We start from the raw sequence: 15,346 nt of genomic DNA, 5'->3' as shown, positions 1-15,346 counted from the left end.
CTTCATGGTTACCCACTACTATGACCTCGGCTGACTCCTGTACACTTAACCAGCCATTTCTGACTTGCTTTGAACTCATATTTCCTTGTCATTTGGGTATTCCCTAAGAAAATTAGGATTGTGTGTACAGGTCTCCCCGGGTAAGAACGTCAACTTTCGTACCATGTCACCGTCAGCTTTACTGTCGTAACTTCGGGTAGTATCGGACTTCAGTGTGTTTGGCCACCTTATCCAGTTACTTCCGGCCTTATAGCTGCTTCTTGTTCATCGGTGCAGTACTTTGCTCATCAGGCTTCCTTCAGTCTTCACCTCACGATAAAGGCCTTGCCTTTGGCTAGCGGTTCCGACTACTACGGCCCGCAGTGGACTTTCACCACCTAGTTGACGCCCATGCCGGGCGCACCAAAAAACCGCAGACCTTGATGCAGCCTGCGGATCGATACTAGCGGAAGACAACTTCCGAGACCAATTTTCAGTGATCCGACACGATCACTATAGCTTTCGTGATAACCTGATCCCGCGATCAGCGCCGTTACACTACCTTTCACGTAGCACGATACGATTCGTTATCCTATTTGCTTGACTAACTTAGCACAGCGCTGATTGTTTTTCTACGCAATTCTCACGCTGGCGTCTCTACGGTAATGACTGACTCGTCATTCCTAATTAGTCTCCTCGTCTTCCTTAATTTAAATATAGCAGGTTATAGCTATATTTGCAAGCGATTACACTCACTTAGCCTTGATCAGTTTTTCGCGTGCTAGGATCAAAGCGTTTTTCAAAGAATCCAAGCACCAAATCAGCAATGATCGCCATTAAAGCGGTTGGTAAGGCCCCCGCTAAAATAATTGCACCACCATTAGTCGCATTAGTCCCACGGATAATAATATCACCTAAACCGCCGGAGCCAACAAATGAACCAATGGCAGTGATCCCAATTGCAAGCACTAACGCATTACGTAAACCAGCCATAATCACCGATAGTGACAGGGGTAACTCGATCATACGCAACACTTGAAAACGAGTCATGCCCATCCCTTTACCAGCATCTAATACATCACGATTAACATTAACCATGCCGGTGTAGGTATTTTTAATGATCGGCAACAAGGCATAGAAGAATACCGTCACAATAACGGTATTTACACCTAAGCCTAAGCCCAGCATAATGATCGACAACATCGCCAAGGAAGGAATCGTTTGGATCACGTTAGCAATGCCGATCACCCAGTTACTCAGTTTTCGGTAGCGAGCAATAAAAATACCAATGGGAATACCGACAATCGCCGCTAACAAGACACCATAAATTGAGATCAAGAAATGACGATCAAACTGTTCCAGCACGTACATGCCGTTGTGGGCGAAATAATAGAAAAGTTGTTCTACAATATTCATGCTTTGCATCAATCGTCACTCCCTTCAAAATAATGGTGCTGTTGCAAAAATTGTTTAGCGACTACTGATGGCTCCTGCAAGTTATTATCAACCTTATAATTCAAACTCTGCATGGTTTTCAACGGAATTTTACCGTCTAACCGATGTAAAATTGATTTCAATTGTGGATGCCGTTTAAGTGCTGAATCATTCACAACTACACTGGCATTGTATGGTGGAAAATAATTCAAATTATCTTTTAACAATTTTAAATTATAACTACCAATCCGACCATCAGTTGAATAACCTAATACAGCGTCCATTTTGCCGCTAGCCAAGGCGTTATAGACCAAACCAATTTGCATTGGATATACACGACCAAAGCTAAAGCCATAGCGTTTCTGGAAGTCAGCATAGCCGTCGCCTTGACGGTTCATCCAGATTTGATCGATCCCTACCCGCATACTAGGGGCAATTTTTTTCAAATCACTGACTGTATTCAAATTGTGCGCCTTAGCATATTTCTGCGTCACCATAAATTGATAGGTGTCAGCAAAACCATAGCTTGGAAAATAAGTCATGTGGTATTTATCTTTGAACGCTTTACGAACTAGCTGATCGACTTTTTCAGGGTCAGTTTCACCAGATTTATTCAATATCGTTTGAAAATCAGTCCCATTGTAACGAATCGCGGTCAGATCAGCATCACCACGCTTTTGGGCCTGAAAGCTGACTGTCCCTGAACCTAGATTACTGATCACCGTGGTATTCAAATTAGAATAATGTTCGATCATCTGCTGCAACATTGCCGCCATGATCTGTTGTTCAGTCGTATTTTGCGCCGCTATTTTAACCGTATCATCGCTGCTACTGTTTAAACCAGGAAAGCCACAACCAGATAGCACCGTAACCAACGACAGAAAGAGTAGCGTCAATTTAAAAAGCTTAGATTTACGCATTATTTTCCCTCCTGTTTTGTTCGTGGCGTGAGTAACAATTCCAGCCGACCAAGCAAGAAATCAACGATCAACGCTAAAATAATAACAGGAATCGAACCACCCAAAATTAAATCAGGACGATACAGATTCAAACCATTAAAGATAAAGTCACCTAAACCGCCGGCGCCAATATATGAGGCCAACGCTGTCCAAGCAATCACATAAGTTGCTGACAAACGCACACCGGCCATGATCACTGGCGCGGCCATTCTTAATTCGACTTGTAAAATCGACTGTAGGTTACTCATCCCCATCCCTTTAGCCGCATCACGTAAAGTTGGATCAACGTTTTCCATGCCTAAATAAGTATTACGCAAAATCGGCAATAGTGAGTAAATGAACAACGCTACGATTGCTGGCAACGCACCGATCCCGAATAACGGGATCATCATCGCTAATAGTGCCATTGCCGGCACCGTTTGGAGCACGCTGGCTAAGCCAATCGTGAAGCCAGCAATTTTTTTATACCGGGTTAAGAGTACACCTAATGGAATCGCCACGATTACGCCTAAAAAGAGAGCAATCGCTGAGATATAAATATGCTGCCAAGTTTTAAAAAGCAACTGGCCACCAAATTCTTGGAAGAATGCGATCACGCTTGATCACCTACCTCGGTATCATCCGACTTTTCTGGTTTGTCTGATTCACCCCAAAGGGCATCATAAACCATATCTACCAGCGTCGCCCGAGTCACGATGCCAACCAAATGATGATCATGATCGATCACCGGCACGTTTTTAAAACCGCGCTTCAAGATCCGCTCAACCGTATCACGAATAACTGAATCTTCCTTAACGTAGAAAATATTTTTATCCATAATATCGCCGATTTTTTTACCAGTTCCGTAAAACTGGTTGATCTGCTCAATACCCACAAAGCCGCGTAAAACGCCAGCATCATCAGTTACCAACAAAGTATCAACACGCTTGGTATGCATTTCACCTAGCGCTTCCTTTAAGGTCTGTGATTCACGCGCAGAAACGGCCTTAGTAGCTACTTGACCAACGGTTGTAATACTTGGCCGAGCTTGAATCAGTCGTTCTTGGCCAATCAAGCTTTCAACGAATTCATTTGCCGGGTGCCGCAAAATATTATCCGGCGTATCCACTTGCACCTGTTTACCATGAGACATGATCACGATTCGTGTCGCCAAAGTCAGCGCTTCATCCATATCATGGGTCACAAAAATAAACGTTTTGCCTAAGCGCTCCTGTAAATCTTTAACTAGATCCTGTAATGATTCACGGGTAATTGGATCCAGCGCACCAAAAGGTTCATCCATTAAAATAATATCCTGATCCGCTGCTAACGCCCGAACAACACCGATCCGCTGCTGTTGTCCACCAGATAATTCAGCTGGATAACGATCTAAATAGTCCTCTGGTAATTCGACTAATTTGATCATTTCCTTAGCCTTTTCATTACGCTTTTCTTCGGACCATTTAAGCAATCTAGGTACCAACGTAATGTTATCGCGAATCGTCATATGTGGCATCAGACCAATATTTTGAATCACATAACCGATTTTACGCCGTAATTTTACTGGATCCATTTTAGAAATATCTTCACCATTGATTTCAATCGTTCCTGAGGTTTGATGAAGCATCCGATTGATCATACGCATAGTTGTTGTTTTGCCTGAACCGGATGTTCCGATAAAACAAATAAACTCGCCCTTTTCAATTTCTAAGTTAAAGTCGTCAACTGCCTTAGTGCCGCCATAAATCTTATTCAGATGCGACATTTTTAATAGTACCATTTGCTCATCACCTTCTTTGAAAATCTACAAACTGTCTCTTATATGGTAAACATACTTTTTAAGTAATTGCAAAAAAGTATGTCGCTGCATACCTATTTTGTGCGTCCAACTGATCTGTGCATTATCATTCAGAATTAGCACTAACCCCCGCAGCTATACCAAAACGGCCACAATTCTACCTTATTCCGAATATTTAAAATCACATCTGGCATCACTATTCGTATATAACCATTATCCCAGAACTAAAATCCAATTACAAATTAGCACTCTAAGATTTCGAGTGCTAATTACTGGAATTTTGACCATCTTTGACTATAATAGAATTTGTAAGGTAATCAAAGACCTACAAATACAAAACAAAAACTATTGGAGGCTTTCGTTATGGCAAATGATTTAATGAATCGGCACAATGACTTAATGGATTTTGGTGCAGGTCGCTTCTTCAATCGGTTAGCGCATAGCTTCTTCGACGACGATTTTTCCGACTTGACCTTTAATGACGCAATGCGGACAGACATCAAAGAAAGTGATCAAGCCTATACCGCAACCATCGATTTACCGGGCGTCGACAAAAAAGATCTTAAAATTGATTATCAAAATAATATTCTCACCGTTAGTGCTAAAAATGAACAAAATACCGATGAACGCGATGAAAATGATCAATTAGTCCATCGTGAACGGCGTTATGGTCAATTCTCACGGCAATACCAGTTGCCTAACGTTGACCAAGCTAAGATCACAGCTAAATACAACGATGGTGTATTAACGATCACGCTACCAAAATCTGCTGAAGCTACAAAACATCAGATTGAAATTCAGTAATCTGGCTCTCTCTTAATGAATAAACATTTTTGTAACAGCTTTTCTAAGCACCCGCTAAGTTAACGGGTGCTTTTTTTATGAAAAGAATTAAAAAAGATAGCCACCACTATCGTTATGTAGTTCATAATTCTCGCGCGGCACTAATACTTGCTAACAGTGCACCCGACGCGGTCAACATTAGGCTAAGCCAATGGATCTCCTCAACATTACGTGGCAAACAACTGATAAATAAACCTGCAAAAATAATTGCCAACCAAAAGTCAAACCGCTTTAGAAATCGCATTTTGCTACCTCCTCACATAAACTTAGTTCCTCTGCCGGTCCATTGAAACCGTCTCTGTTTGAGCTGCTTTATTTAGCTTAACTAAAAATTAAGAAAATAGAATCGCGCTTATTAACGATTTTCATCTACGACTTTAGTGGGACACGTTAATTCTTCCGTTTAATCTAGCCGCAATGTACTGTAAATGCGCGCTAATTTAGATAAGTAGCGCAAAACCGTAGAATCCGCTAAACTAAGACTAAATACAACCTAATTTATTGGAGGAATTTGCATGGGATTATTAATTGATTGGCTGATCATCGTCGTGGTCGGCTTTATCGCCGCAATTTTCGTTGCGGCCGAGTTCTCTGTGCTTAAAGTCCGGCCATCCTACTTAAAAGGCTTAATTAGTGACGGTAACCGTACTGCTAAAGTCACCTTAAACTTGCTGGAAAAGCTGAATGATACATTATCTACAACCCAAGTTGCAATCACCTTTACCGGGATCTTAATGGGGGCAATTGGGGAAAGCACACTGTCAGAAACGATCATTTTATTATTCGCCCAATTCGGTGTGACATTGCCAGAAAATTGGCTACTATCCACTGCTAGTGTGATCATCCTAACTTATTTAGAAGTTGTACTAACCGAATTGGTGCCTAAATCAATGGCAATCGACCGCCCCAATAAAATCGCGCTATTGATTACTCGTCCAGTAAGCGGCTTTCAAAAAATTGCCTTTCCACTGGTTTGGTTCATGAACTTATCGGCCGCAATCGTCCTTAAATTATTAGGCTACACCGTCGCGACTGAAAGCGAAGATATTTTCACCCAAGCAGAAATTCTCGGAATCACACGTGAAGCCGTTCGTGGCGGCACCATTGATCCCGATGATGCCACCTTTATCTCGCGCGGCTTTGATTTCAATGATCGTGCTGCTAAAGATGTGATGGTCGACCGAACATCAGCCAGCTTTATTAGCGATCAAGATGACGTCGCAACGGCTTACCAACATTACCTAGAAACCGGCTTGACCCGTTTTCCAGTAATGGTTGAACAAAATCGGGACCAAGTCCGTGGTTACGTTTACGCCTATGACTTAGCTAAACAAAATGCCGTTGACGCCACCGTCTCTGTCCAAGAACTGATTCGCCCAATTGCCCGTGTCCCCGAAAATATGTTGATCAACGAAATTTACCGCATGATGGTTCGCACTAAATCACCGTTTGCGTTGGTAACCGATGAATACGGTGGTACCGCTGGGATCATCACCGATGAAGACATCAATGAAGAACTATTAGGTGATATTCAGGATGAAAACGATCGCGATAAGGATTACGTACAAAAACAGGCGGACGGCAGCTACCGCGTCAATGGTAAAATTACATTAAGTGATTTTGAGGTTGCTTTTAAAACTAGAATGCCCACCTTTGAATCAAGCAATGCGGTGACCTTGTCCGGTTATTTACTAGAAAAACAACCGACGATCACTTTGCATGAACAATTGGTCGTAGAACCATTCACTCTGACCGTCGCTGAAGTTGGTGATAATCAGCACATCACTTGGGTCAACGTTTTACGCACGCCAGAAGCAAATGACGAATAATGCAAACACCGCTAATAAACGAAAAGGTCGGTTATCCATATGAAAAAATATGCTTATCTGTTCCTCGGTACGATCACTTTTGCCCTTGGTACATTGGGAATCGTTCTTCCTTTATTACCGACAACGGTATTTTATCTGTTAACTGGTTTCTTTTGGTATCGTAGCTCACCAAAATTGAACGCCAAATTGATCAAGCTGCCGGCTTATCAAAGGTACGTGACCCCTTTTCTAGAAAAACGAATGTCGCCACGCAGTAAATGGCGGATGTTTGGCATGATGGGGCTCGTTTTTCTTATCTCAGCACTACTTATCGAACATCATCTGATCCGTATTTTACTTGGTGTTATCTATTTCAGCTTAGTCGTCGGCTTAAGCTGGTACTTGAAAAAACGCCCGACAACAAAATCCGAAAAGTGATCAATCTTATTTTTAATTTATAATAGTTGCCTGCGGGTAACTATTTTTTTACACGATTAAAATCTGCTTAAAATTAACGACCTGAGTTAAACCTAATCCGAAATTGATCATCAGCGCGATCTTCATAGTATCACGATATTCTCAACTGTTATACCGGCACCAATCAGTTAGCAAAATGGGCTACAGTACGATATTCCTAAACAAAAAAAGCACCCCACAAAAATGTGCGGATGCTTTTCAACTTTTAATTATTAATAACGTACTGGCGCTAAACCACTATGTTGTGCTTTACGCTGTTGTTTTTTACGCAATTGCTGTACTTGTACTTCGGCATCGTGTTCCAAACCAGCCCGTGTCCGCTTGGTAGCGTAAACGGTTTGATCGGCACGAACCATCTGTACGATCGAGCCCAGTAGTAATACACAAACAAAGATCAACGGTAAACCAGCCAGTGTACAGATCGTCTGCACGGTTTTAAAACCACCGACAACGACGATCCCCATGGAAAAGAGAATGAACACGCCGACCCAGATCATCCGGTTAAAGCGACTAGGGTCTTGGCCTGCTTTTAATTTCAAGCTGGTCAATGAGGAGACGATAAATGCCGATGAAGAAATCGTTGTGGCTAAGAAAATGAAGCAGGATAATGCATAGAATATCAAAACGGCAACTTTAAATGGCAAAGTACTCAAAACACGAGCAATAACTGCCGCTTGACCTTGCGTATTCAATATTTGAACTAGATTAACGATCCCACTATGCTGCAGGTATAATGAATAACCACCTAAAATAGCGTAAAAACTCATACAACCTAAAGCACCGAACAATAACATACCGACAATGATTTGGCGAATCGTCCGCCCTTTAGAAATGCGCGCGATGAACAAACCAGTAAATGGCATGTATGACAACCACCAACCCCAATAGAAAATCGTGTTGGCATTCGTCGTGACTGCCCCTTTACCTACCAAACCAGTACTTAATGGGATAAAGCGCGTGATCAAATGACCTAAATTACCAAGTTCTAATTGGCCTAATAACTTAGTTGGTCCCAACAATAAAACAAAGACCAAAAAGCCGACCGCGGTCCAAATATGCGCGGCACTTAAGCGGTCGATACCGCCTTCTAAGCCGGCAAAAACAGTCACCGCGAAGAGTACAAATAAAATCGCAAATAAGACTAATTTCAACATGAAGTTATCTGGTACCCCAGTAAAACTGTGAACCACGGTTGCTAAAATAGGAATTTCTAGACCAACTGATGAACCGATCCCACCCATAATGCCGACAACAACTAGGAAATCAACAAAAGTACGTAATACTTTTTTGTAGCCTTGTTGGCCATCAAGTAAGGTGATTGCCTCGCTTAAACGTTGGACCTGACGATGTTTATTGTACATGGCATAGCCGATCGCAATTGTCGCTGAAGCAAACATCATCCATGCCATTGGTCCCCAGTCAAACTGACCAAACATGCTGGCATCAAAGTAAGCCGCATGGGAAAATGGCTTCACATTAAACGCTGGATGAGCTACCGCCCGTAATGGATCAACCATACTTAACATTAAAATACTAGCATCGATCGCCGTGGCAAAAACCATACTACCCCATTGAAAATTATTGTACTTTGGTTTGTCAGTTGCTTTGCCAAGACGGATATTGCCAAAATGACTGCTAGCTAAATAAACAAAAAAAGCGAAGTTCAAGAGATACACACCGAAGAAAAGCCAACCCATGTTAGTCGTAATACCAGTCATTAATGACGCCAACCAGTGCTGCAGTGAATGCCCACCAAGTAATAACGCCGCCGACATCAACACGAAAAGACTCACGGTTGGAACAAAAACGGTTCGATCAATTTGTTTTGCTTTTAAAATTATAAACCTGCACCTGAAAACACGTCCACAACCGACGTGCCCTAGAGGAAAATTACTGATTCGTCCTGGTGCCATTGGTAAAAAATTGACCAATAACTATGGCTTCATTAATGTGGTTAAATGGCACTTAGTCATTTAACCACGCGCTCCCAGTCCCCAGTCGTTAATTCCCGGATTCATCCTTGATCACCGGTACATATAGTGCCACGCGAGGTTGCCCCCGTTCTAGGTGAGTTTCAGTCGCAGTATTGCCTTCTTTCTATTTTTTGAAATTAAGATTACTCATTTAAAATGAGCGCAAGGAATTCGTGACCTTCTACAGAGTGTTAAAAAAAGCGTTCATGTTTTGAGCATTAGCTTAGCTTGGCGAATAATTCACGCAGTGGACTATTTGACAAGCGTAGCTAAGCGGAAAAACATGCTTTTTCAACACGTTTCCGTTAAAGCTGTTTGATAATACGCGCTGGATTACCGGCGATCACGACCTTATCTGGAAAAGATTTTGTCACTACAGAGCCAGCACCAACCACAACTTCGTTACCTAAAGTAACGCCTGGCAGTACTGTCACACGACCACCAAACCAGCAACTATTACCAATGGTGATCGGCTTGCCTAGCTCAACATCAGCATCACGCTGCGCCGCATCCAGTGGATGAACTGGCGTATACAAGCCAACATTCGGGCCAAAGTAGCAATGACTACCAATGGTGATCGGGCAAGTGTCCAAAAACGTCATATCGTAATTACCATAGAAATGATCGCCAATGTGAATGTTAAACCCATAATCAAACTTAAATTCACTTTCGACGAAAAAGTCATCCCCGGCATCCGCTAATAACGCCTTAAACCGCTGATTACGTTCTTCATTATCGACAATTTGGTTGATTTCTTTTAGCTGCTGACGAATTAGTTTCCGCCGTTCGATCAATTCTGGGTCGAACTGCTGATAAGCTTCGCCGGCAGTCATTTTTTCTCGCTCTGTTTTTTTCATCATATATACACCTTACCATACTTCCAACTAAATGTTTAGGTTAGCAGAAAAATGCCCAGTGATTGTAGCGGCTAACCTAACAAAAATAACCAATGTTATAGAAAAAGCCACCGTGCAAATAATACACTGTGGCCAAGCAACTATTTTATAAATATTGGCGGATAATATTTTCATAAGTTGCCAATACATTGAGATAATTAGCAACCGCCACCGACTCATTGATCTGATGCGCATCATGCCAATTACCAGCGCCTAGTAGTAACATCGGGCAATCATTAGCAGCAACATAAGCCGAGGCATCCGTTGCACCATGAATGATCAACTTTTGTGCTGGCGTCCCAAACGCCGCGGTCCGGGCAGCCTGAACTAAATTGACAAACGGTGAATCAGGGTCATTCGCAATCGCTTCAAACCGATCTCTAACCGTTAATTCAAGTTTTACTTGGGGACGCTGATTTAATTTGACGATGATCTGCTGTAATCGCTCAAGAACTTGCTGGGTATCGAACTCAGGGATCGGGCGAATATTACCTTGTAGATACGCCTGATCAGGAATACTATTGATCTGCTCGCCACCTTTGATCACCGTAATACTATGTACCAAAGCGCCTAATAGCTTACTTTTAGGCACATCAGTAAACGCCGTCCGCTCAGCATTAATAAAGTCATTTAAATGATAGATCGCGTTAATACCTTTATCCGGTAACGAACTGTGCGCGCTTTTTCCGTAAGCCGTCACCGTATAATTAAATTGCCCACTATGCGCGAACACAATATCGCCACTAGTTGGTTCACCAACCACCATGGCGGTCACATCATCGATCCGCCCTTGCTGCGTCAGCTCGACGGCACCACGCGCACCTAGTTCTTCACTGGCCGTACCGATAAAACGTAATCGGCCATTTAACTTCACGCCGCTTTCCTTGATTTCAATCATAGCGATCACCATCGCAGCCAAGCCAGATTTCATATCTGCAGCACCACGACCATAAATTGAATCAGCACTCAGTTGGCCACTAAACGGATCGAATTGCCAACTAGCGCGATTGCCTACTGCAACTGTATCTAAATGCCCAGCTAACGCCAACACTTTATCCGTCGTGCGCTCACCAATTTCAGCAATGATGCTACAACGCTCTGTCGCACCATTGAAGGGAATCAATTCCACAGATGTGATTCCATGTGCTTTAAAAAGTTGTTGCAAATAATTAGCAATCACTCGTTCATTACCATTAACTGAATTGATCTGGATCAATTGTTGCAAGATCTTAATTTTCTCTGCTCGTTCCATAGTAAACCTTCCTATTAAAAAAATACTTAGGCCGTGATTGAATGGTCATCAGCCCGCGTATGCGCACTTAAATTAGCGAAAAACTGCGTGATCACTTCGATGCCGCTGAGATAGTCAGCTTCCGTTACATTTTCATTTGGGGCATGGGCGCCAGAATTGGGATTACCGATACCGATTGCCGCGATCGGCGCATGTAAATAATGATTAAAATTATATGAAGGTCCTGTCCCAGCAGAAGTTGGCAATACTTCGACACTGTCGGTGCCGCCATAGACCGTTTGCGCCGTGGCAATCAATTCTTTGATCAGTGGTGCGTCCATGTCGGAACGATAAGCGGTAACGCCCATTGTGTAATCTACTTTAAGGTCGCCAAAACCGTTGTTGTACAGCTGAGTGGCGACTTTATCGGCAACATCAGCGGGGTCTTGACCAGGCACTAGCCGCATGTCAAACTTAGCCCCACCGTGCGCGGGCAAAACGGTTTTGACACTGGCGCCTTCGTAACCACCACTAATACCCTCGATATTAAAACTTGGGGCAAATAGATAAGCTTCCTTAATTTTTTCTTCATTGTCACCCTGTAAAAATGGGTACTGCAGCTGATACAGTTTGCTTAATTTGGCCGACGAAAAATACATTTTATGGGCTAAATTTTTAGCCCGTAATGTGGGTGCGGTGATATTATCATAAAAACCGGCTACACTAATTTTGCCGTGCTGATGCAAGCTAGAAATGCCATCGATCAAATGCCACAACGCACCATCAATAATGGCAGAATTAGATGAGTGTAGATTGCGACTGGCAGAGTCAGCAGAAATTTCAAAACAGCTGATACCTTTATTCCCACCGGTGATCCGCAACTGACCACGTTCATTTTTAGTCCCTGACTCCCAGATGATCAAGTCGCTTTGAAACAGTTCACTATGTTGTTTGAAATAATCATCTAAGCCTTGGCTGGCAATCTCCTCAGCCCCTTCGACCAAGAACTTGATATGCACTGGGGGCTGACCGTATTCGTCTAAATAATTTTTCAACGCCGTTAAACGAACAAACAGATCACCTTTACAGTCCGCGATTCCCCGTCCAAAAAATTTACCGTCTTGCTTAGTCAACGTCCACGGATCAGTCCGCCATAACGCAAGCGGCTCCGCTGGCTGAACATCATAATGATTATAAAATAGTACTGTTGTTGCATTAGCCGCCGGCGTCGCTGCAGGAAAATCAGCAAAGACCAGCGGAAATTTATGCTCGTCAAAAACACGGACCGCGCCAACTTAGCTTGATAAGTCGCAATATTTTGTTGTTTACCCATACAATGACCCCCTAAAAAATTACTTCAGCTTAATATCCCAAGCAGCGGTCTCAGCGCCTTTAAAGATCTTCTGGATGGCTTTTTTCGTTGCTTCTTGTTGGAAAGCTTGAACGACTTTTTTGTAAGTCTTGTTATTTTTATCTTCAGTTCTGGCGGCAATAATATTGATATACGGCTTCGATTTCTTATTGATTTGTTCCGTGTACAGTGCATCCTTATGGTTCAATTTAGCATCGGTCGCAACCCCACTATTGATCACCGCCGCGGAAACATCGCCTAAAGAATGCGCTGTTTGTGACGCATCAACTTCTTTGATTTTCAAATTCAGCTTATTTTGCGTAATATCATGAACCGTTGGTAACGTCTTATTTTTGATTTTGATCAAGCCAGCATTTTGTAAAAGGGTCAGCGCACGACCTTCATCAGTAACGTCATTGGCAATGATGATCGTGTCACCTTTTTTGATCTGGCTAACTTTGGTGTGTTTGCTGGAATATAATGCAAGTGGTGCGATCACGGTTTTGCCAATGGCACTTAATTTAGCCTTATGCGTTTTTTTCCAATCATCGAAAAAGTATTTTGTTTGGAAAGCATTTAAATCGACATCACCGTTGACTAAAGCAGTATTCGGCTGATTGTAATCGCTGAAAGTCACAAATTTTAATTTGATACCTTCCTTCGCCAAAGTTTTTTCTGCCGGATTCCATTGCCGGTGATCACTACCATTAATCCCAATTGTGACTGTTTTAGCAGCGTGTGCGGGTACGATTGCGCCACCAAATACGAAAATAAATGCTGCAACTGCTAAACCGATCAGTAAAACTAATCGTTTATGTTTAATCATGACTAATTCCTCCAATATTAACTAAATAATTGCTGAAACAAAAAAACCGTCCTCATAATTCTATTTTCAAGAATTAAAAGGACGGTTTTTACCGTGTTGCCACCTTAGCTTATGCCTTCTTCGCAAAAGACACCTCAGTAAGTTCTGCCACGGCTAATGACAAAACTCTGCACAGATAACGGATGCAACCCCGTTGACGGCTTAGAATTGACCCTTACCGACACTTTACTAAGGAGCCCATATTCGAAAACACGACTTCATTCGTTCACACCAACCACGAACTCGCTGCCAAGTTTTGTCTTCTACTCATCTCAAACATTTATCTAGACTTAAGTTGAAGCTATTATATTAATAAAATTTTAATTTGTCAAATTGATTAAAACTAATCACAGTCGCTTACCATAAGTAAAATTATTCAAACTGTGTTACTTGCTCAGCGGTATAACGAACGGATTTCACTTCATCTTTATCGTCTGGTGCTGGCTTACCGATTGCAATTGCCATTACTGGCACATAACGTTTTTCATCTAAGCCTAAAGCAGCAGCCGCTTTAGACGCATCGTAACCAGCGATTGGATTGGTTTCGTAACCATGGGCCCGCGCTACTAACATAAACTGCATCGCGGCTAATGCACTATCCACCGTTGCATCAGCTTTTAACATATCTGTTGACGCATTTTCATACAAAGGTAGGAAAGTTTTGAAAACTTCATCCCGCTTTTCAGCAGTGATCTGCTTATTTTCATATGCTTTGTTCCATAAATCACGATATGACTTGTAAGCCAACGTGTCACCAAAAATCATGACCATTGCAGAACTAGTGTCCAGTTGTGGCGTATTAAATTTCATGAAAAATGAACGTAACTTATCCTTACCCGCTGGTGTATCAACGACGACAAAGTGCCATGCTTGTAAATTGCAGGCAGAAGGTGCAGTAATCGCTTCATTGATCATCGTGGTCATCTCAGTATGATCAATTTTAACGCTAGGATCGAAATTACGAATCGACTGCCGATTCGCCATAATATCTTTAAAATCATTATTGACGTGTGTTTGCATTGTTGTTGCCATATTGACCGCTGATCCTTTCTATATCAGAAATTATACTGTAAACATTTTTAACACCGCTTACATTTATCAGTATAGGCGTTTCTTCGGCATAATTAAACCAAACGGTTGTTAAAAACTAGTCGTTCTGACAAAAGGCTAAATAATAACCAACTGCCGCCACGGTTTGGGCCGACTGAACAGTGCCATTTTTGACTAAGGTAACCAGCTCTGACAAGGGAACTAATTGACTATTAACAAATTCATCCGCATCAAAATGCGTGGCTACCCGTTCAGTTGCATCAATGTGAGCCAACACCAAGGTTACCCGCTCATCAGTAAAGCCCTCTGATGAAGCGACCGTGGTCAATACTTTTAAATCATGGGCCACGTAACCCGTTTCTTCACTTAATTCCCGTGGTGCTGCGGTCAACGCATCTTCGTTTTCATTTAGTAAACCGGCAGGCAAGGCAATGCTTTCCTGGTTAACCCCCGCCCGATATTCGCTATTTACAACCACTTGTTGATCTGCAGTTAAAGCCAAAATTGCCACCGCCGGGCGATGCAAAATAACATCACGCGTTACCACCATATGATCGGGCGTTTTGATCTGGCGCTGCACAAAGTCAAAAATATAACCATGATAACGCTGATTCTCCGTCTGTACTTTCCCAGGCCGCCCGGCATTTACAAAATTTAACATAATGATCAACCTTTCCCACTACATAAATTTGTCATCAAAAAA

Annotated in this window: 15 protein-coding genes; 3 read left to right on the top strand and 12 right to left on the bottom strand. The window is 42.4% G+C overall.

Going from position 1 to position 15,346, the window contains the following annotated elements:
• Positions 1-735: 735 nt before the first annotated feature.
• From LC20001_RS02090 to LC20001_RS02075, 4 genes are read right to left on the bottom strand one after another with little or no spacing between them, the layout of a single operon-like run.
• The gene (locus LC20001_RS02090) at positions 736-1,404 is read right to left on the bottom strand and encodes an ABC transporter permease (protein ID WP_003679752.1); all 669 of its coding nucleotides are present in this window, start codon (positions 1,402-1,404) and stop codon (positions 736-738) included.
• Positions 1,404-2,333, bottom strand: coding sequence for an osmoprotectant ABC transporter substrate-binding protein (locus LC20001_RS02085; RefSeq protein WP_010011515.1), 930 nt, complete (start codon positions 2,331-2,333; stop codon positions 1,404-1,406). The genes LC20001_RS02090 and LC20001_RS02085 overlap by 1 nt, the downstream gene beginning before the upstream one ends.
• Positions 2,333-2,968, bottom strand: a complete 636-nt coding sequence (locus LC20001_RS02080) for an ABC transporter permease (protein WP_003679756.1) — start codon at positions 2,966-2,968, stop codon at positions 2,333-2,335. Before LC20001_RS02080 ends, LC20001_RS02085 begins: the two co-directional genes overlap by 1 nt.
• Positions 2,965-4,131: a betaine/proline/choline family ABC transporter ATP-binding protein gene (locus LC20001_RS02075; protein WP_003679758.1), complete on the bottom strand. Its 1,167-nt coding sequence runs from the start codon at positions 4,129-4,131 to the stop codon at positions 2,965-2,967. Before LC20001_RS02075 ends, LC20001_RS02080 begins: the two co-directional genes overlap by 4 nt.
• A gap of 381 nt (positions 4,132-4,512) precedes the next feature.
• On the opposite strand from LC20001_RS02075, the gene LC20001_RS02070 reads away from it, so the two are divergent.
• Complete coding sequence (locus LC20001_RS02070) at positions 4,513-4,953, top strand: Hsp20/alpha crystallin family protein (protein ID WP_003679760.1); 441 nt, start codon at positions 4,513-4,515, stop codon at positions 4,951-4,953.
• A gap of 121 nt (positions 4,954-5,074) precedes the next feature.
• Here the strand turns inward: LC20001_RS02070 and LC20001_RS14360 are convergent, their stop codons facing one another.
• Positions 5,075-5,236 (bottom strand): hypothetical protein, encoded by a 162-nt coding sequence (locus LC20001_RS14360; RefSeq protein ID WP_010011514.1) that lies wholly within the window; start codon positions 5,234-5,236, stop codon positions 5,075-5,077.
• Between the two features lie 271 nt (positions 5,237-5,507).
• Between LC20001_RS14360 and LC20001_RS02065 the strand changes: the two genes are divergently transcribed.
• Together LC20001_RS02065 and LC20001_RS02060 are read left to right on the top strand one after the other, a co-directional pair.
• Positions 5,508-6,821 carry a hemolysin family protein gene (locus LC20001_RS02065; RefSeq protein ID WP_003679762.1) on the top strand — a complete coding sequence of 438 codons (1,314 nt, stop codon included), beginning with the start codon at positions 5,508-5,510 and terminating at the stop codon, positions 6,819-6,821.
• 39 nt (positions 6,822-6,860) lie between these two features.
• Positions 6,861-7,238: a YbaN family protein gene (locus LC20001_RS02060; protein WP_035457526.1), complete on the top strand. Its 378-nt coding sequence runs from the start codon at positions 6,861-6,863 to the stop codon at positions 7,236-7,238.
• Positions 7,239-7,489: 251 nt separating this feature from the next.
• Here the strand turns inward: LC20001_RS02060 and LC20001_RS02055 are convergent, their stop codons facing one another.
• The 7 genes from LC20001_RS02055 to LC20001_RS02025 form a co-directional block, all read right to left on the bottom strand.
• Positions 7,490-9,190, bottom strand: a complete 1,701-nt coding sequence (locus tag LC20001_RS02055; protein ID WP_003679766.1) for a BCCT family transporter — start codon at positions 9,188-9,190, stop codon at positions 7,490-7,492.
• Positions 9,191-9,555: 365 nt separating this feature from the next.
• On the bottom strand, positions 9,556-10,107 hold the full coding sequence (locus tag LC20001_RS02050; RefSeq protein WP_003679769.1) for a sugar O-acetyltransferase: 552 nt from the start codon (positions 10,105-10,107) through the stop codon (positions 9,556-9,558).
• A 145-nt stretch (positions 10,108-10,252) separates the two neighbouring features.
• The gene (locus LC20001_RS02045; protein ID WP_010011511.1) at positions 10,253-11,398 is read right to left on the bottom strand and encodes an ArgE/DapE family deacylase; all 1,146 of its coding nucleotides are present in this window, start codon (positions 11,396-11,398) and stop codon (positions 10,253-10,255) included.
• Positions 11,399-11,424: 26 nt separating this feature from the next.
• Positions 11,425-12,633 (bottom strand): M20/M25/M40 family metallo-hydrolase, encoded by a 1,209-nt coding sequence (locus LC20001_RS02040; protein ID WP_235804454.1) that lies wholly within the window; start codon positions 12,631-12,633, stop codon positions 11,425-11,427.
• 96 nt (positions 12,634-12,729) lie between these two features.
• On the bottom strand, positions 12,730-13,554 hold the full coding sequence (locus LC20001_RS02035) for a MetQ/NlpA family ABC transporter substrate-binding protein (protein WP_056943289.1): 825 nt from the start codon (positions 13,552-13,554) through the stop codon (positions 12,730-12,732).
• A gap of 411 nt (positions 13,555-13,965) precedes the next feature.
• Positions 13,966-14,625, bottom strand: coding sequence for a nitroreductase family protein (locus LC20001_RS02030; protein WP_010011508.1), 660 nt, complete (start codon positions 14,623-14,625; stop codon positions 13,966-13,968).
• Between the two features lie 115 nt (positions 14,626-14,740).
• Entirely contained in the window at positions 14,741-15,304 is a 564-nt protein-coding gene (locus tag LC20001_RS02025) for an NUDIX hydrolase (protein ID WP_056943290.1), read from the bottom strand.
• Positions 15,305-15,346 lie beyond the last annotated feature (42 nt).

Origin of the sequence: Loigolactobacillus coryniformis subsp. coryniformis KCTC 3167 = DSM 20001 (assembly GCF_002706425.1) — a bacterium.
GTDB classification, from domain to species: domain Bacteria; phylum Bacillota; class Bacilli; order Lactobacillales; family Lactobacillaceae; genus Loigolactobacillus; species Loigolactobacillus coryniformis.
Note: the sequence above shows the minus strand (reverse complement) of the source record. Positions and strands in the feature narration are given on the sequence as shown.

What these genes read in the sequence shown, in the direction of transcription:
- LC20001_RS02055 (WP_003679766.1), bottom strand. Translation starts at nt 9,190, where the DNA reads ATGGCACCAGGACGAATCAGTAATTTTCCTCTAGGGCACGTCGGTTGT.
- LC20001_RS02090 (WP_003679752.1), bottom strand. Translation starts at nt 1,404, where the DNA reads ATGCAAAGCATGAATATTGTAGAACAACTTTTCTATTATTTCGCCCAC.
- LC20001_RS02025 (WP_056943290.1), bottom strand. Translation starts at nt 15,304, where the DNA reads ATGTTAAATTTTGTAAATGCCGGGCGGCCTGGGAAAGTACAGACGGAG.
- LC20001_RS14360 (WP_010011514.1), bottom strand. Translation starts at nt 5,236, where the DNA reads ATGCGATTTCTAAAGCGGTTTGACTTTTGGTTGGCAATTATTTTTGCA.
- LC20001_RS02050 (WP_003679769.1), bottom strand. Translation starts at nt 10,107, where the DNA reads ATGAAAAAAACAGAGCGAGAAAAAATGACTGCCGGCGAAGCTTATCAG.
- LC20001_RS02070 (WP_003679760.1), top strand. Translation starts at nt 4,513, where the DNA reads ATGGCAAATGATTTAATGAATCGGCACAATGACTTAATGGATTTTGGT.
- LC20001_RS02030 (WP_010011508.1), bottom strand. Translation starts at nt 14,625, where the DNA reads ATGGCAACAACAATGCAAACACACGTCAATAATGATTTTAAAGATATT.
- LC20001_RS02065 (WP_003679762.1), top strand. Translation starts at nt 5,508, where the DNA reads ATGGGATTATTAATTGATTGGCTGATCATCGTCGTGGTCGGCTTTATC.
- LC20001_RS02045 (WP_010011511.1), bottom strand. Translation starts at nt 11,398, where the DNA reads ATGGAACGAGCAGAGAAAATTAAGATCTTGCAACAATTGATCCAGATC.
- LC20001_RS02075 (WP_003679758.1), bottom strand. Translation starts at nt 4,131, where the DNA reads ATGGTACTATTAAAAATGTCGCATCTGAATAAGATTTATGGCGGCACT.
- LC20001_RS02085 (WP_010011515.1), bottom strand. Translation starts at nt 2,333, where the DNA reads ATGCGTAAATCTAAGCTTTTTAAATTGACGCTACTCTTTCTGTCGTTG.
- LC20001_RS02060 (WP_035457526.1), top strand. Translation starts at nt 6,861, where the DNA reads ATGAAAAAATATGCTTATCTGTTCCTCGGTACGATCACTTTTGCCCTT.
- LC20001_RS02035 (WP_056943289.1), bottom strand. Translation starts at nt 13,554, where the DNA reads ATGATTAAACATAAACGATTAGTTTTACTGATCGGTTTAGCAGTTGCA.